Origin of the sequence: Psychrobacter arcticus 273-4 (assembly GCF_000012305.1) — a bacterium.
Taxonomy (GTDB): Bacteria; Pseudomonadota; Gammaproteobacteria; order Pseudomonadales; family Moraxellaceae; genus Psychrobacter; species Psychrobacter arcticus.
This window is the reverse complement of sequence record NC_007204.1, coordinates 1398428-1418583: the sequence shown is the minus strand read 5'-3', so window position 1 is coordinate 1418583 and position 20156 is coordinate 1398428. Positions and strand designations below refer to the sequence as shown.

Sequence of the window (20156 nt, the reverse complement as noted above, 5' to 3'; positions counted from 1 at the left end):
AAAAGTTGTCCTATCTTATGACTACCCAAAATGTCATCAAAAAACCGGTTACTCCTATTAAAACGACCAGACACGGTATCGTCACCGCACTTATCGCCTTTTTTATCTGGGGCACTTTTCCTTTATACTTTAAGCAATTATCGGACTACAATGCCACCGAAATTATTGGTCACCGCATTGTTTGGACGTTTACCTGTCTACTGATTGTGCTGGTAGTGACTAAGCGTTGGCAGTGGATTGACACGCTAAAGAAAAATCCTAGATGGATTGCTTATACTTTTATCTCAGGTATTATCATTGCGATCAATTGGCTCACCTATGTATGGGCGGTCAACCATGATCAGATTTTAGAAGCCAGCTTGGGCTACTTTATTGGACCACTGGTTGGCGTGGGACTGTCAATGATTTTGTTCAAAGAGCGCCTGCGTACCTTACAATGGGTCGCCATTGGCTTTGCGCTATTATCAGTCGTCATTCAAGTAGTCATAATTGGTAGTTTGCCATGGATTTCATTGATCTTAGCATTTAGTTTTAGTACTTATGGCACCATACAACGTCAAACACCTCTGACAGCGGTCGATGCAATGTTTGTCGAAACGGCAATGTTACTGCCTATTTTTCTAGCATGGTTTTGGCAGTCTGATGTGGCGAGTAGTGATATTAGCTTTTGGTTTACGCCCTCGATTTGGTTACTCATGCTGGCAGGACCTATTACTTTGATACCGCTCTTAATGTTTAATAAATCCACCAAGCTTGTGGCTTACAGTCTCCTCAGCTTTATGAATTATCTGACACCAACCTTTATTTTCTTTTTGGCAGTGTTCTATTACAATGAGCCATTTGATTTACATCGTTTGGCAGTCTTTGGTTTAATTTGGCTGGGTCTGCTATTATTCAGTATTGATTTATGGCGTCATCGCCCAAGTAAGCAGCTAAAAGCGGCGCGACTGCGTGAAGAAGCATTATCTTCTAAATAAATCGCTAAGCTAAATCATCAAAAAAAATAGACAGTCAAAAAATACAATTATCAAGGATGCTTGCATGTTTCATACCCAGTCTGATGTCGTGTTTGTAAAAGCTTTAAAGGTAGAGGCAGTGATTGGTGTTTATGAATGGGAGCGCGCCATTACTCAGCCGTTATTGATTGATATCGTGCTTGAAACCGATATCAGCCGCGCTGCTGCTTCAGATGATGTAAACGATGCGCTAAATTATAAAGAAGTCTGTGATGATGTCAGTGCGTGGTGCCAAGATATTAAGGCGCAGTTGCTTGAATATCTGGCTGGGCAAATCGCTGATAAATTGCTCGAAAAATATCCCTGCCATAAAATTACCTTAAGTATTGCTAAGCCTACCGCTATTAAACAAGCAGATGCGGTTGGGGTGCAAATCACTCGCTATGCCCAAGCGTCATCTAACGTATCTGACAATCAAGCTGATAACAGCTTATCTGATGACGCATAAAGCCTTGGCTGATTTATTTGAGTCATTGACAAGCTGTGAGCCTGAAGGATTGCAAGCCCAGCCTATATCAGCGGTGCTACTGGCATTGGGTAGCAACCATGATGCGGACATTCACTTACCGCGTGTCCGAAAGTGTTTGGCGAATCTCGGTGATATAACGCTGTCGACAGCTTTTCAAAACCCTGACTTTACTGCCACCATGGAACTGCCAAAACCTGACTACACCAATCAGTGCGTTTATTTGTCTTTAGCGACACCCATAACCTTGCAGGAGCTGCAACAAACCTTTAAACAGTTTGAGTGTGAATGCGAGAGACAGCGTTTAACAGAACTACCGACAGGTATAAAACAAGTAACAATGGATATTGACATACTGCTTGTTAAACTGGCTAAAAAAAATAGCCTAAGCAAAAATAAAGAATTTGAATGGTCCAAATGGATAACAATGGCAGATCGCCATCCATTTAAGGCACATGAGAGAGCAGGGATAGAAGAGTTAAAAGCGGGGATAGATAGCGTATAACTGTAGAATGAACAATTTAGGCTGAGCTTAATGCTAAACCCAGCCGAAAAATAAAACCTATTGCGATTCAGCGCCTATCTCATTCATATCACTTCTGCCAATCACGTCCAAATCCTCTAAGCACAATTTGTCATATTCTTTTTTGCAAAAATTAGGATCGATTTTGCACATGGCAGTTTGTAGTTGATCTAAACGATTTTCTGATTGTTGAATGTGTTCAAGCATTTTAGCAAAGGCTTCAGCGACAGGATCTTGTGACATAGGATCAATGCCATAAGCTTGAAAAGTGGTTTCGCGCGCTGTGTGATTTGTCGGTTTTTTATCGGAAGGGTTCTCTGTAGAAGCGGCTGGCACCAATTTTTCTTGTTGTTTGGTGTCATTGACTTTGGTCGTGATAGGATTGCCTTTTTCGTCATGATGCTCTGAAATCATACGAGCGGCGCTACCGACCATAGTTGCACCTGCTGGCACCGCTTTTACCACCACCGCATTTGAGCCGATTTTAGCGCCTTTACCGACAGTGAATGGCCCTAATACTTTGGCACCGGCACCGACGATGACACCATCTTCCAAAGTAGGGTGGCGTTTGCCATTATTCCAAGACACACCGCCAAGCGTCACACCATGATAAAGGGTCACATCATTGCCAATCTCTGCCGTTTCACCAATGACGATACCCATGCCATGGTCAATAAAAAACCGACGACCGATTTTGGCAGCAGGATGAATCTCGATACCAGTGATGATGCGCGAGCCATAAGAAATCACTCGAGCAGCAAGCTTTTGCTCATTTTGCCAAAGACAATGCGCGCCGCGATGTAGAATAAGTGCGTGGATGCCAGGGTAGGTTAAGATTACCTCTAGACTGTTACGCGCGGCAGGGTCGCGATTGAATACCGCATCGATATCTTCTTTTAAGTCTTTTTTGATGCGGACAAGCGATTTGAATAAAGCAGTTGGCAATGACATAAATCGTCCTATCGTATTTTTGGTTACAATCTCTGTATTTATAGCAGCTTTGCAGCACAAAATATAGCGATGAGTGATAAATAAAAACAGACTACCTATAGATAAAACACCAATCATTGGCACTTTAATCATTGGCACTTTAATCATTGGCACTTTAATCATTGGCACTTTATCTATATTACTTATGACTTAGCTATCACTGGTAACGTATTTGAGCAGCTCAACAACCTGCTCAGGCGTTTGCGCCCATGCCCTTGCCGCCGCATCCACTTCTTTTAGCGGATGAATAATATCTTCAGCATGCAGCGTGATATACGGCTTGCCTAAGGCTGCGCAATAGCCGGCATCGAATGCGGCGTTCCACTGCTTGTATTTATCACCAAAACGAATGATAGCAATGTCACATTTTTGGATCATATTCTTAGTACGAATCGCATTAACTTTTGATGACTTATGGTCGCGCCAGAATCCATTTTCATCTTTACCAAGCACATCACCGGCGGCATCACTGGCTTCGTGCTCTGTCACTGCTGATGTAAATTTAATAGCAAGACCATGTTCTTTAGCGCCTTGCATGATTTTTTGACGCCAGTCGGTATGTATTTCTCCGGATAAGTAAACAGTCCAATTCATCGTAAATTCCTTTTTATTGTTAAATGATATAGTCGGTGAAAAGTAATATCGATACAACACGTACTACTGGTGCAAATTTTTCTTGCTTGCTGTGCCTACGCAGACAGAGGCTGCAAAAAATTTACACCAGTAGTACGGTAGCGACTTTAAAGTATTTCAACTATATAACTACTTGTACTACTAATAATGTTAATGCTGGCAAGCTTTAGTCTTTTGCGAGTTTGGCAATCAAGGCACTGATTAACTGATACTCTTTTTGATCCAGTTGAATACGTGAGCCGAGTCTAGATAGGCGTGATGGCAGCGATTTTAAGTTTTCACTGTCTGCCAGTTTGTGTTGAACCATCAATGCCGTGGTACGCTCAGTAAGCTGTTGCAATTGCTGTTGAGTAATTGCTGGCTCATCCCATTGCTGGCGCGTATAAGTATTGAGCATGGGTTGTCCAAGCGTCTCTAGGCTATCAGTCACCTCTAGTGGATTATTATTAGCTTCGCTATTAGCTTTAATATGTGTTTGTGCATAAGCAAAAATAAAGCTTGCAATCACTTGCACGGCTGAAGCGACATTGAGGACTGGATAAGCAGGATTGGCATCAATTTGGATATGATAATCTGCATAAGCCAATTCTTCATTGGTCAATCCGCGATCTTCACGACCAAATAAAATGGCGATATTGGGCGCTGTATTAACATCATTTCGCTCATTAATCGCACTTTGTTTATCAATAAAGTCCAGCATGATTTTGGCGGCCTGTGTCGGTGTGACCACAGGACGGGGCAAATGACGGCTACGACTACTGGCCGCAAATACCAACTGGCAATCAGCGATAGCAGCCTCTAGGGTAGGTGCGATGATTGCTGATGATAATAAATCGCTGCCACCAGCGGCATGAGAGACGCTGGTGGCATCAATGGGTAATTTTGGCTCAACGACCGTCAGTCTTGATAGCCCCATGGTGTGCATAGCACGTGCCGCTGAACCGATATTGGCAGGCAAGGTCGTATTAACCATCACCACTTGTATACTAGACAGGTAATCGCTCACAGTTGAAGGTTTTGTTATTACAGTTGTCGTTAAAGAGGAAGATGTGTCGTTACTCATTATTGTCCTAATCGCTGGTTGATGTCTTGTTCGGCATAATGCACTTGTTAGCCGTAGTGAAAGTGTAAATTATCTTCACTAATCATACTTTTTAGCTGCTGTAAATTGTCATCATTTGGATAAATGCGCCAATGCTCGGACAGTCCTACATTGGCAATGCCGTATTCTTCATAAATGCTGAGTCCAAGCGGCAGGCAATTATCTCTAATAGAGGCATCGGTGTTGCCCAAAGCGTTATTGGCATAGCTTTGGTTACTCATGCTTGGCTCAACACCGTTTGAATAAGCGTCTTGCGCCATATTATTCTCTAGTGCCAATAAATCATTGCCATCTTCGTCATATAAGCTGCCGCCTATTACGGCATTGTAACCGCCGAAACTATCAGTATTAGTAGTGCTGCTTTGCTCGTCCTGCTCATTGCCATAAGAAAGTTTGGGTGCTGGAATAATGCTGGCTTGTGCAGATTTTAGCAGTGGCTGCATACATGTCAGCAGATTAATATCACTGCCATGGACTTTGATGCTAATTTTTTTAAGCCAACGCAGGCGAGCATCAACCATGCTCATGGCATTATCAAGACGAGCAAACAGCCGGCCGTCACGCTCACGAATACTGCCTTTGATAATGACTACTTCATCGATTTTTAGCTGGTCTTTTACGCGGTTAAAGCGCTCAGCATAACAGCTGACCTCTAACCGTGAAGTCCCATCGTCTAAGGTAATAACGTTACGAGTGCCAAAGTTGGCTATGTCGATGATAAGACCGGCAAAATAACAGCTGCCGTTATAGCCAGTATCAGCCAATTTGTCGAGACGAGCACCTGAGGTATAACGTTTTAGCTCGTCACGATATTCATCGATAGGATGTCCGGTTAAATAAAGCCCTAAGGTGTTTTTCTCAGCTTTAAGACGATGCTTATCACCCCAAATCAGCTCTGGCGTCATGACCAGAGGAGGCGCGGCGACGACACCATCCATTTCACCAAACAAATCCATCATGCCGATTTCGCGATTTTGACGGTCTTGCTCAGCGGCTTGTACCGCACTGGGCAGCTGACTCATTAAAGCGCCGCGAATCTCATATGCTTCATCGCTTGGCAAGTCAGGTCTTAAGGTTGCAGCAAAGTCATCAAAACAGCCAGCGTTTATCAGTCCTTCAAGGGTACGCTTGTTGACCTTTTTGATATCAACGCGGCGGCAGAAGTCATATAAGTCTTTAAACGGGCCTTCACGGCGGCGTGCCTCAACGATAGATTCGACAGCACCTTCGCCAACGCCTTTAATCGCGCCCAAACCATAAATAATATTGGTCGGGGTATCAGCGACAAAGTGCCATTCACTGCGGTTTACTGATGGATTAACGACGGTTAAAGCAAAGTTTTCACGGCAATCATTGATAAAGAACACCACGTTATCCGTGTTATTCATATCTGATGTCAGTACGGCTGCCATAAACTCAGCAGGGTAGTATTGTTTTAGATAAGCGGTCTGATAAGCGAGCACGCCATAAGCCGCTGAGTGCGAGCGGTTAAAACCGTAACCGGCAAATTTTTCCATCAAATCAAAGACGCCGCCAGATGTCGCTTCATCAATGCCTTGCGCGGTTGCACCAGTCACGAAAATATCGCGCTGTTTTGCCATTTCTTCCGGTTTCTTTTTACCCATCGCACGGCGAAGCATATCCGCGCCGCCCAAGCTATATCCCGCCATGACCTGCGAAATTTGCATGACCTGTTCTTGATAAACAATAACGCCGTTGGTATTTTCTAAAATCGGTTCAAGATTGGGATGGTCATAAATCACTTCTTCACGACCATGTTTACGGTCGATATACATCTCTACCATACCAGCATCAAGCGGACCGGGACGATAGAGCGCACACATGGCGATAACGTCTTCGATATTGGTCGGTTGCAATTTTGCCAGATACTTTTTCATGCCCATACTTTCTAGCTGAAAGACGGCAGTGGTTTTGGCGTCTTGCAAGAGCTTATAGGCTTTAGCGTCATCAAGGGGCAAGTCTTCTAATACCAAAGCTTCTTTGCCTTCTTTAGCACGACGCTTATTAATATTTTCAACGGCCGCACTAATGACCGTTAAGTTACGTAGACCCAAGAAGTCAAATTTTACCAGCCCAACCGCTTCGACATCATCTTTATCAAATTGGCTGACACGATGACCTTCATCATCACAATAAATGGCGCTAAAATCAGTGATTTTGTGCGGCGCAATCAACACGCCGCCGGCATGTTTACCCACGTTGCGGCAAATGCCTTCAAGCTTAATGGCCATCTCCCATACTTCGATGGCATCTTCATAATCCATGTTATCAGGATTGGATATTAAGTCTTTGAGCTGTGGCTCTTGCTCAAGCGCTTGACTGAGTGTGATACCCGGTGTTTTGGGAATAAGTTTCGACATTTTACTGGCAAGAAAGTAGGATTTACTTTGCGCACGTGCCACATCTCGTACGACCGCTTTTGCTGCCATCGTACCAAAGGTAATGATTTGCGACACCGCTTCACGACCATAAGTTTGCGCCACATAATCAATGACCCGGTCGCGACCTTCAATACAAAAGTCAATATCGAAATCGGGCATGGACACACGCTCAGGGTTTAAAAAGCGCTCAAATAACAAATCATAATGAATAGGGTCAAGGTCGGTAATATTGAGCGCATAAGCAACGAGAGAGCCTGCCCCAGAACCACGACCAGGACCTACTGGTACGCCATTGGCTTTTGCCCAGCGGATAAAGTCCATAACGATAAGAAAGTAACCGGGGAAACCCATTGAGAGGATAACTTTGAGTTCATACTCTAAACGTTCATCGTATCTTTGGCGGATATCACTCCAATGATCACTGCGCGCGTCAACTGGGAAAAGTTTGTCTAAACGATTTTCAAGCCCGCGCTGCGATTCTAAGCGAAAAAATGATTCAGTCGTCTCACCCTCAGGCACTGGAAACTCTGGCAGGACGTTAATACCTAGCGTTAATGTCACATTACAGCGGGTTGCTAAGCGCAAAGTATTGTCAATAACCTGCGGAATATCAGCAAATAGCTGCTGCATTTGCGCTTGGGTTTTCAAGTACTGGGCATCAGAATAAGTCTGAGGACGATTTTGGTCTGCCAGTACATAAGAGCCTGCAATACAAACGCGCGCTTCATGTGCGTCAAAGTCGTCTTGCTCTAAAAACCGCACGTCATTATGGGCAATGATAGGAATATGATGTTTGGCGCCTGAGTGAATCGCTGCTTTAATAAAGGCATCTTCGCCAGTACGATTGGTGCGCTTAATCGCAAAATATAAGCGGTCGTCAAATGATGCTTGCCACTCTGTAATCAGCTCATCGGCTTTTTCTGGCATAGAGCCGACCAGCGCCTGACCAACATCAGATTTTTCAGTAAATAAAACAATGACACCTGCCCCATGTTCTAAAATATGACTGCGTTTAATGACAGGCGTACCATGGTTTACAGGATCAGCGCGACCTTCGGTAAATCCAAGCGACACGATACGGGTAATGTTTTGATAACCTTCGTTATCCATTGCTAATAGAGTGAGACGCGTGTCTTCATTCTCCATGATGACTTCACTACCGATGATGGGCTTAATACCAGCACCTAAGCAAGCACGGTAAAACTTCACGGTAGCATAAAGGTTGGATAAATCGGTCAAGGCAAGGGCACGCTGATTGTCCGCCGCCGCTGCCTTAACCAAAGGCTTGATACGCACGATAGAATCGGTAATGGAATATTCGCTGTGGATGCCAAGGTGTACAAATGCCATAGAAGACTCTTACGGATGCAAACAAAAGGAGAGGGTGCGGATGAGCGTTAAAGATAAAGGAAGCAAAAATAGGTGATAATTTATTTGATAAAATCTATTGTATCAATCGTTTGAACAATATTTTTAGTAAATTATCCTGTTAATAGCCACACTTTATACGCTGCATCTTAGCCGCTAATAATAGCATTGTTTGCTACATACAGCCACTCAACGCCGCGCAAAAATATAGATAACCACCCACACCATGCTAATTATACGGCTAATGGTTGAATGATCTTAGCTAAAACCCATAGTTATTAACTTCCTTTATTTGTTATATGCTATTCAATTATCGTAGCATTAGAAATACCCTCTACCATATATAGGGTAGAGGGCAAGAAAGTATAAGAAGCGAGTATTTGAAGGTGCTACTTGACGATTTTATTTAGATATTAAAATAGTACTATTTTAGTATCCAACCACCGCGGCATCGACAATACGCGGGTCAGAAGCCCCATAAATGCCATTTGGCGTAATCATAATTGATTGTGTCGAACCCATGGCTGACTGTGAACTGACCTTATGTCCCATGGACTCTAATTTTTTAATCGTATCTATATTTAGTGCTTTTTCGATACGAATCTCATCCGGTAGCCACTGGTCATGAATACGCGGTGCGTGTGTGGCTTCAGCAATATTCATATCATGGTCAATGACGTTTGAGATGACCTGCGTGACCGTAGTAATGATACGGCTACCACCCGGACTGCCCGTGACGATATAAGGTTTGCTGTCTTTAAATACGAGCGTTGGACTCATAGAGGACAAGGGACGCTTATTCGCCTCGATCGCATTGGCATCGCCACCGATTAAGCCATAACCATTTGGCACACCGGGCTTAGCAGAAAAATCGTCCATCTCGTTATTGAGCAGTATCCCCGTACCATCGGCGACAAGACCAGTGCCATAAGAGAAATTCAACGTATAAGTATTGGCCACCGCATTGCCATCTTTATCGACAATAGAAAAATGCGTGGTTTGATCACTCTCGTACGGTAGAGGGTTATTTGCCTTGATGGTTGCTGCTGGCGTGGCTTTATTTGGGTTGATTAAAGCGCGCAGCTTATCAGCATAAGGCTTAGCAGTTAAACCGCTAGCAGGGACGTCAATAAAATCAGAATCACCCAAATACTCAGAACGATCCGCATAAGCCAACTGCATTGCTTCAGCCATTAAATGAATGGTTTGCGCGCTGTTTTGACCATAGTCTCTTAGCGGATAACCTTCCAAGATATTTAAAATCTGCACAATATGAATACCGCCAGAAGACGGTGGTGGCATGGAGACAATCTCATAGCCACGATAATCGCCTTTAACAGGCGTACGGGCAATAGCTTGATAGTTAGCTAAGTCTTGCAAACTCATCTTTCCGCCCGCTTCATTAATCGCTTTGACAAGCTTTCGGGCAGTTTCACCCTTATAAAAACCATCAGCGCCTTTGGCGGCAATCAGCTTTAGCGAATGAGCAAGCTCCGGTTGTTTTAAGTGCTCACCCGGTTGATAAGCGCTGCCATCAGCTTTAAAGAATATCTTTTTGGTACTTGGCCATTTTTGTAAGCGATCGCTTAACGCTTCTAACGACTCTGACAACCCAGCAGTGACTTCAATACCATTTTCAGCCAGCGCAATCGCTGGTGCCATCACTTGTCCGCGGCTCATGGTGCCATGATCTTCTAATGCTTTGAGTAAGCCTGCTACCGTACCTGGCACACCAACTGCTAAACCATGATAACGAGATAAGTCACTGACGGCATTGCCATCCTTATCAAGATACATATCGCGCGAGGCGCTACTAGGGGCTTTTTCACGATAATCGAGCGCCACGGTTTTACCTTGTTTGGCATCATATACCATCATAAATCCACCACCGCCGATATTGCCTGCACGTGGTAACGTCACGGCTAGAGCAAAACCCACCGCCACAGCAGCATCAACGGCATTACCACCATCTTTCAAAATCTTTAAGCCGATATCAGAAGCAAGTGCTTCTTGGGTGGCGACCATGCCGTTTTTTGCCCAAACAGGGTGGTGGATAGCGTCCACAGAATAGATGGCTTGATCGGTTTTGGCTTGCGTGGTCTTAGGCGTGAGCGTATTGGTTTTCGCTCGTGTGATGCGCTTGGTTTCAGACAGTACGGTAGGGTTTTCTGTCATAACCGCTAGATTAATCGCACTGGTATTAATCGAGGTTGAATTAATGGTTTTTGGGGCGACAGCAGTGTTTGTGTCTACCGCATGGGCAGATACAGAGAGCAATAGCGTGCTGCTAATAACCAATGCGGCAGATTTTAAAGTTTTATAAGTGGGCGCTTGTGTCTGATGAGAATAAGAATATGGAGCTGACATCGCAAAGTCCTTTTTACGAGGATGAAAGAAATTGGGCTAAAACTACAGGATTAACCAATAAGCTTAACTGATAAGGTTAAATAGTAACGAATATTGCCAGTAGTAGAAAGGACTTTGATATTTTTTGAACCGCTCCAGTATTGTCGGAGACTCAACATTCTGAGAGAATACGACAATGAAAACACGGAACTACCCTCCCGAGATTAAAGAACTCTTTTTCGGCAGCTTGAAACAGGAGCGGGTTCACTGGCGCAATTATCGGACGCGATACGCAGCACAACAAGATGTCATAAATTACATCGGCTGGATGGAGAATAATTTACCTAAACTGTTTCATAATATGGGCTGTATCGATTTTATAAAGACTTAACTATATATAAAAAAGACAAAAAACGAACTAATGTTAGTTTATATAGAATAAATAAAATTTCTATAGGCAAATTTGAGCCAACCAGCTTGTTTTTTATGGGAAAGTTGCTAATATGCAGCATTGCATTTTATTATTGGTTTCGTATCAAACGCTTCATTGAGAAGTGGTTTGATTTTAATATGGAAGTTACTAGGAAAAAAGGTATGACATCACTGAATCATGAAGGTCGTGTACTTCACGACGGTCTAAGCAAAAAAATCATGTCTGCTGATCAAGCAGCAGCGTTCATCAAAAACGACATGAATGTCGGTATGAGTGGCTTTACCGGTGCAGGTTATCCAAAAGCGATACCAGCTGCGCTTGCCAAACATATAGAAGCGGCTCATGCTCGCGGTGAAGACTTTCAAATTGGTTTATTGACTGGTGCGTCTACTGCAACGGAATGTGATGGCGTATTGGCAGAAGCGAACGGCATCAAGTGGCGCACGCCGTATCAATCAGAGCCTGCACTACGTAAGCAAATCAATGCGGGTGAAGCGCATTATTTTGATGTGCATTTATCGCATGTGGCGCAGCAGAGCACCATTGGTTTTTATGGCAAGATGCATATGGCTGTCGTTGAGGTATCTGGTATTTTGCCAGATGGTCGCCTGATTCCATCGACCTCTATCGGTAACAACAATGCATGGCTAGAAAATGCAGACAAAATCATTTTAGAAGTGAACGCGCAGCAAAGCTTGATGTTAGAAGGTATGCATGATGTCTATAATGATATCGGTATGCCGCCAAATCGTAAGCCTATTCCACTTGTGACCCCAGGCGGACGTATTGGTGTGCCATATCTACATTGTGACTTGGATAAAGTGGTTGCCGTTGTCTTAACGAATTCGCCAGATCGCAACAGCAAGTTTGCAGACCCTGATGAATCTTCAAACAAAATCGCCAGTCATATCATTGATTTCTTCCATGATGAAGTCAAAAAAGGTCGCATGCCAGAAAGTTTATTGCCAATCCAATCTGGTGTGGGTAACGTAGCCAATGCAGTATTGGCAGGACTACAAAACAGCCCGTTTGAGAATTTGACAGGCTACACTGAAGTATTGCAAGACGGCATGTTAGACCTTATTATGTCTGGTAAAATGACCATGGCTTCGGCCACTGCACTGTCATTGAGCCCAGATGCGCTAGAACGATTTAATGCCAATATCGAAGATTTGCGTGCGCGTATCGTATTGCGCCCACAAGAAATCACCAACCATCCTGAAGTGGCGCGTCGCTTAGGCGTATTGGCAATTAATGCCATGATTGAGTGCGACTTATATGGTAACGTCAACTCAACCCACGTCATGGGCACCAATATGATGAATGGCTTGGGCGGTTCGGGTGATTTCGCTCGTAACGCTTATACTTCATTCTTTGTATCACCATCAGTGGCAAAAGATGGTGCTATCTCTTGTATCACGCCGATGGTATCGCATCATGACCATACTGAGCATGATGTGATGGTCATTGTCACAGAGCAAGGGTTGGCAGATTTGCGTGGTCTATCTCCGCGTCAACGTGCAAAAGCGATTATCGATAACTGCGCCCATCCTGACTATCGCCCAATGCTGCAAGATTATTTTGATCGTGCTTCAGACACTGCTGGTATGCAAACACCACATATCTTGGACGAAGCATTATCATGGCATCAGCGTTATGTTGAAACCGGTGATATGCGTATAAAAAAAGGCTGATTATAAACTTGCTGTTGTAAGACGATATATTGTGTAGGCGTATAAATAAGCTTCACATAAAAATGCCCCTTATTTAATACATAAGGGGCGTTTTTTTGGGCGATGTAGTGGCATACTATAGTCGGTGAAAAGTAATATCGATACAACACGTACTACTGGTGCAAATTTTTCTTGCTTGCTGTGCCTACGCAGACAGAGGCTGCAAAAAATTTACACCAGCAATACGGTAGCGACTTTAAAGTATTTCAACTATAGTTATCTTCTTTAGGTTCGTATAACCTCTGATCAGTTGTCCGAATTTATTATGCCACTACAATGCGACCATCTATGATGGAAAGTATGCACTAGCTAATGTAAAGATTGCTTTCAATACTATTCTTCATATGCAATAGACGAGGGGCTACATCTTCCTCTAATTTTGTACGGCTCAAAACGAAATTTGGCGCGCCACAATTGAAAGTCAGTAAACCCTCAGTAGGATGCATGAAAGCAGTGGCGACTGCATTGACATCTTTTTGCCATTCGCTAATTGAAAAACAATACCCATAATCTTCATAATCTTTAAAAGCTTTATCTAGCCCTCTTTTAATTTTTATCCAATCCTCTTGATACTTACTACGAATTGCATTAAGAATGAATTCTTGCTCAGCCTGCGGCATACTGGCTAAACAGGCTCTACCCATTGAACTTAAGTGAATGGGCAGGTATGAGCCGACATTACGGCGCATGGTAGTAGTGCCATCACCTTGCACAACATTCAAATATACCATCGTTAGTCGATCGCGAGTTGCCATGGCAACGGCACTATTGGCATAGTCTGCTAACTCTTCCATGTACGGTGTTACTAAGTTATTGATAGAGACGTTCGCCATCATCGTATAGCCAAATCTCAATACACCCGCAGACAGTTGATATTTACTACTGTTGGTCGATTGTTTTAAATAGCCGAGCTTGACTAAGGTATAAGTAAGACGAGTAATGGTTCCTTTAGACAAACCTGTCAGTTGACTTAAGTCTTGATTACCTAAATAAGGACGCTGCGGGGTAAAGCAGCGAAGTAACTCTAGCCCTCGAGCTAAAGCCGTAACAAACTGCCGATCATTCTTATCGCGCATCTCTGCAATCGGCTCTAACAATTCGATATGTGTTGTGTTGTTAGTGCCTTCATCTGCAAGGTTTTTAGTTGTCATATATTATTTTTATTCTCAATTAAGTTGTAGTTGGTTCAAAATAAAATCGATATGTTATTAAAGAGGTACGACTGGTATAAACTTCTCTTGCTTGCTGCTATCACAGAGGCTACGAAAAATTCATCCCAGTCGCACTGTATCGGTTTTACAGTGAATCTACTATAATACAAATATGATAGTAAACGCACTACTTACCGTACTTAACAATCAAAAAATTATTGTAAGCTAACAGTAGGTAGTATGACCTGGTCAACTGAATTTGGTCACCCTAGTTAAGTTCGTTAAGCCACTTTTTTTAACGGCCTCCCCATACGCTCAAACTCATTGGGACTTTGGTAATCAAGGTATGAATGCATTCGTTGGCTGTTGTACCACATTGTGATGTAATTCATGACATCTTGTTGTGCTGCGTATCGCGTCCGATAATTGTGCCAGTGAACCCGCTCCTGTTTCAATGAGCATGCGAACGGCGCATTCTTTAATCTCGGGAGTGTGGTTTCGTGTTTTCATTATCGTATTCTCTCAGAATGTTGAGTCTCCGACAATACCGGGGCGGTTCAATATGTCTTAACTGGGTTAGTCGTATCAATTAAACCACGTCAGTTTGCACCTCTAACAATACTATGTTAAAGGTGCATTTAAATGCTTAACACAGCTATTATAATCTATTTCGCTATGCGGTATATATTGAATAGTATTACGCCTTTTGTGGATCATACTGTTGTTCTTTGATGAACAAGGTCGGAATAAGACCACATAAGAAGTATGCTCCTGCCATCAGTAATAAACCTGCGCCGATAGAGTTTTGCATGGCCATATAACCAATGGCTACGGGTGCAATAACTGAGCCAAGTCGTCCGATATTGAATGCACCACCAATGGCAGTACCTCGAATAGCGGTCGGAAAGCTTTCGGTCAAATAGGTGGCGTTAATCGCATAAGGAATACCATATAAGAAACCAAAGGTTATCATTAACCAACCGATATTTTCTGGAGTATGCATATAGACCAGTACTGGTATAAATAGTGCGGTACCCATGGTGCCAAAGGCAAATACTATCTTACGACCTATCTTATCAGCCACGATACCTGCCACTACTTTAGCAAACATCATCGTCAAATAAGTACCCGCCATATATAGTGCCATTTCTTTGAACTTTATACCTAATTCGGTTTCCAGATAAGTAGGTAACCAGTTGCTTACGCCAAAATAACCAAATAGTAAGAGTCCCGAACTCATAGACCATAAAATAAACATGATGCGATGCTTTGGGTTTTCAAATATAGCTTTATAAGGATTTTCAGGTTTTTGAAGTGAGTTCTTTGCACCACTGAGTTTAAGGGCACGTGACTCTTTCCAAGACTGCGGCTCAGACACTAGAAAATACATCAATACTGCGAGAATAATAGGTGAAAATGATATGAAATACATTATACGCCACCCGTAGTTGGGAATAATCCAAGCAGACAGGCTAGTGATAACTAGAGATCCTAAAGTAAACCCTGTCATCAACATCGCAAGTACGGTCGTTCGATGTTTAGTAGGTACCATTTCAGACATCAAAGTATTAGTCGCAATATATAAACTACCAAGACCCAAACAAGCGGCGAACCGTAATGCTACAAAATGTTCATAGCTCTGCGCAAATCCACTAAAACCTGATAACACAGAGAAGAGGGCTGTCGCAATCACGATAACCCGTACTCGTCCAAAACGATCACATGCCCAACCGCCAAAAAATCCACCGATTGCCATACCAAATAATGACCAACTGCCCAAAGCTCCAGCTTGTACATTGGTCAATACAAATTCTTGTTTTAGACTTGAAAGCGTAAAGGCCAGAATACCAATATCAGCCCCATCACATAATAAAACTAAAAAACAAAATACAAAGGCCAGTTTCCAAGGTTGCTTCTGGATAGAGTCTAAGCTTGGATTTGAAGTTATAGCCGCACTTTTCACAATACATATCCTTATCGTTGTGAGAATAAAAAAATATCTTGATAGTGTATTTATTACGGTATTTGCGTCCTAGCAAATACCGATATTGCCTTGCTCATCAAACAAACTCTATTCACTCACTTCTTTAATCATATTGCGGGCAATAATAATTTGCTGAATCTGGGTAGTACCTTCATATAAACGATACAAGCGCACATCACGATAAAAACGCTCAATGCCATAATCCGCGATATAACCAGCACCGCCATGAATTTGCACGGCTCTGTCAGCAACTCGACCACACATTTCGGTGGCAAACATCTTGGCACAGGATGATTCGGTGACGACATCTTTACCTTCATCGCGCAAACGTGATGCATCCAATACCATAGATTTAGCCGCATATATTTCTGCTTTTGAATCAGCGAGCATCGCTTGAATAAGCTGAAAATTGGCAATTGGCTGCCCAAATTGCTTACGCTCAACGGCATAGTGCAAGGCATCATCTAACATGCGAGTAGCGGCTCCGGTACTTGCTGCAGCAATATGTAGGCGCCCTTTATCAAGTACTTTCATCGCGGTTTTGAAACCTACACCTTCGACACCACCAATCAAAGCATCAGCAGGCACGACACAATTATCAAAGATAACGTCACAGGTATGAGCGCCTTTTTGGCCCATTTTTTTATCAATTTTACCCAAAGTAATACCAGGAGTATCGCTCTCAACAATGAAAGCTGAAATACCACCCGATCTTTTATTTTGTGGGTCAGTACGTGCCATCACAGTAAATACGCCGGCTTCAGGGGCGTTGGTAATATAGCGTTTAGTACCGTTAATAATATAAGTATCACCGTCCTTGATGGCAGTGGTCTTTAATGAAGCGGCATCTGAGCCAGAATCCGGCTCGGTCAAACAAAATGAGCCGATGATTTCACCGCTGGCGAGTCTAGGTAGATATTTCTGTTTTTGTGCTTCAGTACCATCGATGACTAGACCAGATGAGCCGATACCGTTATTTGTCCCGATTAGTGAGCGAAACGCAGGAGATGTGCGCCCTAATTCAAATGCCAGTGTGACCTCTTCTTCCATCGTAACGCCAAGCCCGCCATACTCTTCGGGAATAGTTAGTCCAAATAGCCCTAACTCGCGCATTTGATTGATAATATCGTCTGGAAGACGGTCGTTTTCTGCTACCCAGTGTTCCATCGGTATTAATTGGTTATTAACAAATTGGCGGATAGTGTCGGTGATTTGGTTAAGAATGTCCTTATCTCTGATCATGTGATTCTTCCTTGTTTAATTAATATTCAAATTGAGAGCGGCTTCATGATTGCCTTGAACAAACAGCATAATTGATAGTTTATGGAATTACAATAGTTTTGGTTTAAATAACCGCAATGCGGTATTTTTAAAAAATTAAAGTTTAGATAGTTGGTTTATTTCTAAATTTAACTGATATTTATCCTTCACAAAGGAAAATAAACAGTATATATTGGTCTTAAATATCGCTATGCGGTATTAATTATCATAAATGTTAATGTGTTTTAGGGGTTGTAGTACTTTACCTAAGGACATTGCTTTAAGGACATTGCTTAAGGAACAGCATCATGGAAGAGCAAATCATTATTTGTGAGCAACAAGAAAATGGCGTTAGTGTGATAAGACTCAATCGTCCTAAAGTTCGCAATGCTTTGAATACTGAATTACGCGAACAAATGGCAGAGATTTTCAACAAATTAAACGATGACGTGAATACCAAGGCCATTGTGCTGACGGGTGGTAATAAGGTGTTCGCGGCCGGTGCTGATATTAATGATTTTTTAACCGCGAAAACAGTCGATGTGTATTTGCGTCATAGCGAACGTTATTGGGATGCCATCACCAATTGTTGTAAGCCGATTATCGCAGCAGTAAATGGCTATGCACTTGGCGGTGGCTGTGAACTCGCTATGCATGCCGACATCATTGTCGCTGGTAAGTCTGCTAAGTTTGGACAACCAGAAATCAAAATAGGACTGATGCCAGGAGCAGGGGGTACGCAGCGGCTATTTCGCGTAATTGGCAAACATAAAGCTATGAAGCTGATATTGACTGGTGACATGATAAGCGCTGATGAAGCGGATCAAATGGGGCTGGTCTCTGAAGTAGTCGAAGATGAAGCAACTATCAAACGTGCTATCGAGATTGCTGAGCAACTAGCAGGTTATTCGCCTATTGCCTTAACCCAAATTAAAGAAGTCGCCAATTTAGGGGTGGATATGCCACTACAAGCCGCATTGGCTTTAGAGCGTAAAGCCTTTCAGATTCTGTTTGATACTGAAGATCAAAAAGAAGGCGCAAAAGCCTTCTTAGAAAAACGTAGTGCTGAATACAAAGGACGATAGCTTGTCGAATTATAGAGAGGCATAGCTAATCAACTCCGAAAACGAGACTAGTTAACAAGAGCATATAAAGGATTATTATGACCGTGAACACATTGGCTATTATTGGCACCGGCATTATGGGTATGGGTATCGCCCAAATCGCCGCTCAAGCGGGCATTCAAGTGCTCTTATTTGATGCTAAGGCAGGAGCCGCTGAGCAAGGACGTCAATCTCTTCAAACCATGCTCGAAAAACTAGCAGCTAAAGGAAAATTTACGGATGAGCAGTTACAGTCAACTTTGACCAATTTGACCGTGATTGAAGATCTGACCCAAATTGTGAAGGCTGAGCTCGTAATCGAAGCAATCATAGAAAATTTAGAGATAAAACAACAGCTCTTTAAACAGTTAGAAAGCATTGTCTCTGCTGAGACGATTTTGGCAACTAATACGTCATCGCTAGCGGTGACCACGATTGCCTCTGATTGCGCGCATCCAGAGCGCGTAGCAGGATTTCACTTTTTCAATCCAGTCCCACTAATGAAAATCGTTGAAGTTATTCCGGGTATCTCTACTAGAGCTTCAGTGGTAGAGACGCTTAAGGAGTTAGCCAAGCGCATGGGACATTTGGGTGTGGTGGCGAAAGATACACCAGGGTTTATTGTGAATCATGGTGGTAGAGCTTATGGCACAGAGGCATTGAAAATATTAGGAGAGGGGGTCGCTAGTTTTGAGGATATCGATCGTATCTTACGTGAGGGTGCAGGCTTTCGAATGGGACCATTTGAGCTGCTTGATCTTACAGGTATCGATGTGTCGCATCCAGTCATGGAGTCAATCTATAACCAGTTTTATCATGAAGATCGCTATCGTCCCCATCCGTTAACTCGTCAGATGCTGATGGGGAAAAAGCTCGGTCGCAAAGTTGGTGAAGGCTTTTATCAGTATAAAGATGGTCAAAAATTGACAGCAAATACGTCTAAATCATCACTGTTTGAAGCGTCATTTTCTAAAACAAGGTCTGATGCAGCCATTACCTCAGTTTGGATTGGGGCGGATTTAGCAGAAGATAAACAACAGCTGGTTGATTATCTAAATTATAAAGACGTCACTATTGATGATAACGATAAGCCAAACCCTGACAGTCTGGTATTGCTAGCAATCTATGGCGAGGATACCACCAACGCTGCTATTCGTTATCAAGTGAATCCTAAGCAAGCGGTCGCCATTGATATGCTGACTGACTTATCTAAGCATCGTACTTTGATGCCAAGTATCGTCACGCAAGATAACTTTGTGGCACAAGCTTATGCTTTATTCGGTAAAAGCTCGGATGAGGGCTCAAATGTTGCTGTCGATGCTACGCTGATTACTGAAAGCACTGGCTTTGTGGCGCAGCGAGTCATTGCGATGGTAATTAATCTAGGGTGTGATATTGCAATGCAAGGTATTGCCTCTTCTGAAGATATAGATAATGCCGTCAAGCTGGGATTAGGCTATCCGTATGGTCCTATCTCATGGGGCAACGAGCTTGGATCTCAGCGAATTTTACTTATCTTAGAACGCATTTATGGCTTAACCGGTGATCAACGTTATCGTCCAAGCCTGTGGTTACAACGCCGCGCCAAGCTAGGTATCTCACTGTTTACTCAGCAGAGCCATTATTGATGCTAATGACCTAGCTAT

General features: G+C 43.0%; 14 protein-coding genes and 2 pseudogenes. 7 read left to right on the top strand and 9 right to left on the bottom strand.

Going from position 1 to position 20156, the window contains the following annotated elements; all coding sequences use genetic code 11:
• The first annotated feature begins 17 nt into the window (after positions 1–17).
• From rarD to PSYC_RS06150, 3 genes are all read left to right on the top strand, one after another.
• Positions 18–977: an EamA family transporter RarD gene (gene rarD, locus PSYC_RS06160; protein WP_011280456.1), complete on the top strand. Its 960-nt coding sequence runs from the start codon at positions 18–20 to the stop codon at positions 975–977.
• Between the two features lie 64 nt (positions 978–1041).
• On the top strand, positions 1042–1464 hold the full coding sequence (gene folB, locus PSYC_RS06155) for a dihydroneopterin aldolase (protein WP_011280455.1): 423 nt from the start codon (positions 1042–1044) through the stop codon (positions 1462–1464).
• Positions 1454–1987 (top strand): 2-amino-4-hydroxy-6-hydroxymethyldihydropteridine diphosphokinase, encoded by a 534-nt coding sequence (locus PSYC_RS06150; RefSeq protein ID WP_011280454.1) that lies wholly within the window; start codon positions 1454–1456, stop codon positions 1985–1987. Before folB ends, PSYC_RS06150 begins: the two co-directional genes overlap by 11 nt.
• Before the next feature lie 57 nt (positions 1988–2044).
• Here PSYC_RS06150 and cysE read toward each other — a convergent pair whose 3' ends face one another.
• From cysE to ggt, 5 genes are all read right to left on the bottom strand, one after another.
• Complete coding sequence (gene cysE, locus PSYC_RS06145) at positions 2045–2917, bottom strand: serine O-acetyltransferase (protein WP_406621536.1); 873 nt, start codon at positions 2915–2917, stop codon at positions 2045–2047.
• Between the two features lie 228 nt (positions 2918–3145).
• Positions 3146–3589, bottom strand: coding sequence for a YtoQ family protein (locus PSYC_RS06140; protein WP_011280452.1), 444 nt, complete (start codon positions 3587–3589; stop codon positions 3146–3148).
• A gap of 205 nt (positions 3590–3794) precedes the next feature.
• Entirely contained in the window at positions 3795–4691 is an 897-nt protein-coding gene (locus tag PSYC_RS06135) for an RNA methyltransferase (RefSeq protein ID WP_011280451.1), read from the bottom strand.
• Between the two features lie 47 nt (positions 4692–4738).
• Positions 4739–8482, bottom strand: coding sequence for a DNA polymerase III subunit alpha (dnaE, locus tag PSYC_RS06130; RefSeq protein WP_011280450.1), 3744 nt, complete (start codon positions 8480–8482; stop codon positions 4739–4741).
• Positions 8483–8929: 447 nt separating this feature from the next.
• Positions 8930–10867 (bottom strand): gamma-glutamyltransferase, encoded by a 1938-nt coding sequence (gene ggt, locus PSYC_RS06125; protein WP_011280449.1) that lies wholly within the window; start codon positions 10865–10867, stop codon positions 8930–8932.
• Positions 10868–11069: 202 nt separating this feature from the next.
• On the opposite strand from ggt, the pseudogene PSYC_RS11950 reads away from it, so the two are divergent.
• Together PSYC_RS11950 and PSYC_RS06115 are read left to right on the top strand one after the other, a co-directional pair.
• Positions 11070–11237, top strand: a pseudogene (locus PSYC_RS11950) (IS3 family transposase); the annotation flags it as partial.
• A gap of 203 nt (positions 11238–11440) precedes the next feature.
• On the top strand, positions 11441–12973 hold the full coding sequence (locus PSYC_RS06115) for an acetyl-CoA hydrolase/transferase family protein (protein WP_011280448.1): 1533 nt from the start codon (positions 11441–11443) through the stop codon (positions 12971–12973).
• 344 nt (positions 12974–13317) lie between these two features.
• On the opposite strand, the gene PSYC_RS06110 is transcribed toward PSYC_RS06115, so the two are convergent.
• From PSYC_RS06110 to PSYC_RS06100, 4 genes and pseudogenes are all read right to left on the bottom strand, one after another.
• Positions 13318–14163 (bottom strand): IclR family transcriptional regulator, encoded by an 846-nt coding sequence (locus PSYC_RS06110; protein ID WP_011280447.1) that lies wholly within the window; start codon positions 14161–14163, stop codon positions 13318–13320.
• Between the two features lie 281 nt (positions 14164–14444).
• Positions 14445–14630 (bottom strand): annotated as a pseudogene (locus PSYC_RS11400) (IS3 family transposase); the annotation flags it as partial.
• A 230-nt stretch (positions 14631–14860) separates the two neighbouring features.
• On the bottom strand, positions 14861–16126 hold the full coding sequence (locus PSYC_RS06105) for an MFS transporter (protein WP_011280446.1): 1266 nt from the start codon (positions 16124–16126) through the stop codon (positions 14861–14863).
• A gap of 108 nt (positions 16127–16234) precedes the next feature.
• On the bottom strand, positions 16235–17389 hold the full coding sequence (locus PSYC_RS06100; protein ID WP_011280445.1) for an acyl-CoA dehydrogenase family protein: 1155 nt from the start codon (positions 17387–17389) through the stop codon (positions 16235–16237).
• A 326-nt stretch (positions 17390–17715) separates the two neighbouring features.
• Between PSYC_RS06100 and PSYC_RS06095 the strand changes: the two genes are divergently transcribed.
• Positions 17716–18492 carry an enoyl-CoA hydratase gene (locus PSYC_RS06095; protein WP_011280444.1) on the top strand — a complete coding sequence of 259 codons (777 nt, stop codon included), beginning with the start codon at positions 17716–17718 and terminating at the stop codon, positions 18490–18492.
• A gap of 71 nt (positions 18493–18563) precedes the next feature.
• Entirely contained in the window at positions 18564–20138 is a 1575-nt protein-coding gene (locus tag PSYC_RS06090) for a 3-hydroxyacyl-CoA dehydrogenase (RefSeq protein WP_148201656.1), read from the top strand.
• The last annotated feature ends 18 nt before the right edge of the window (positions 20139–20156 follow it).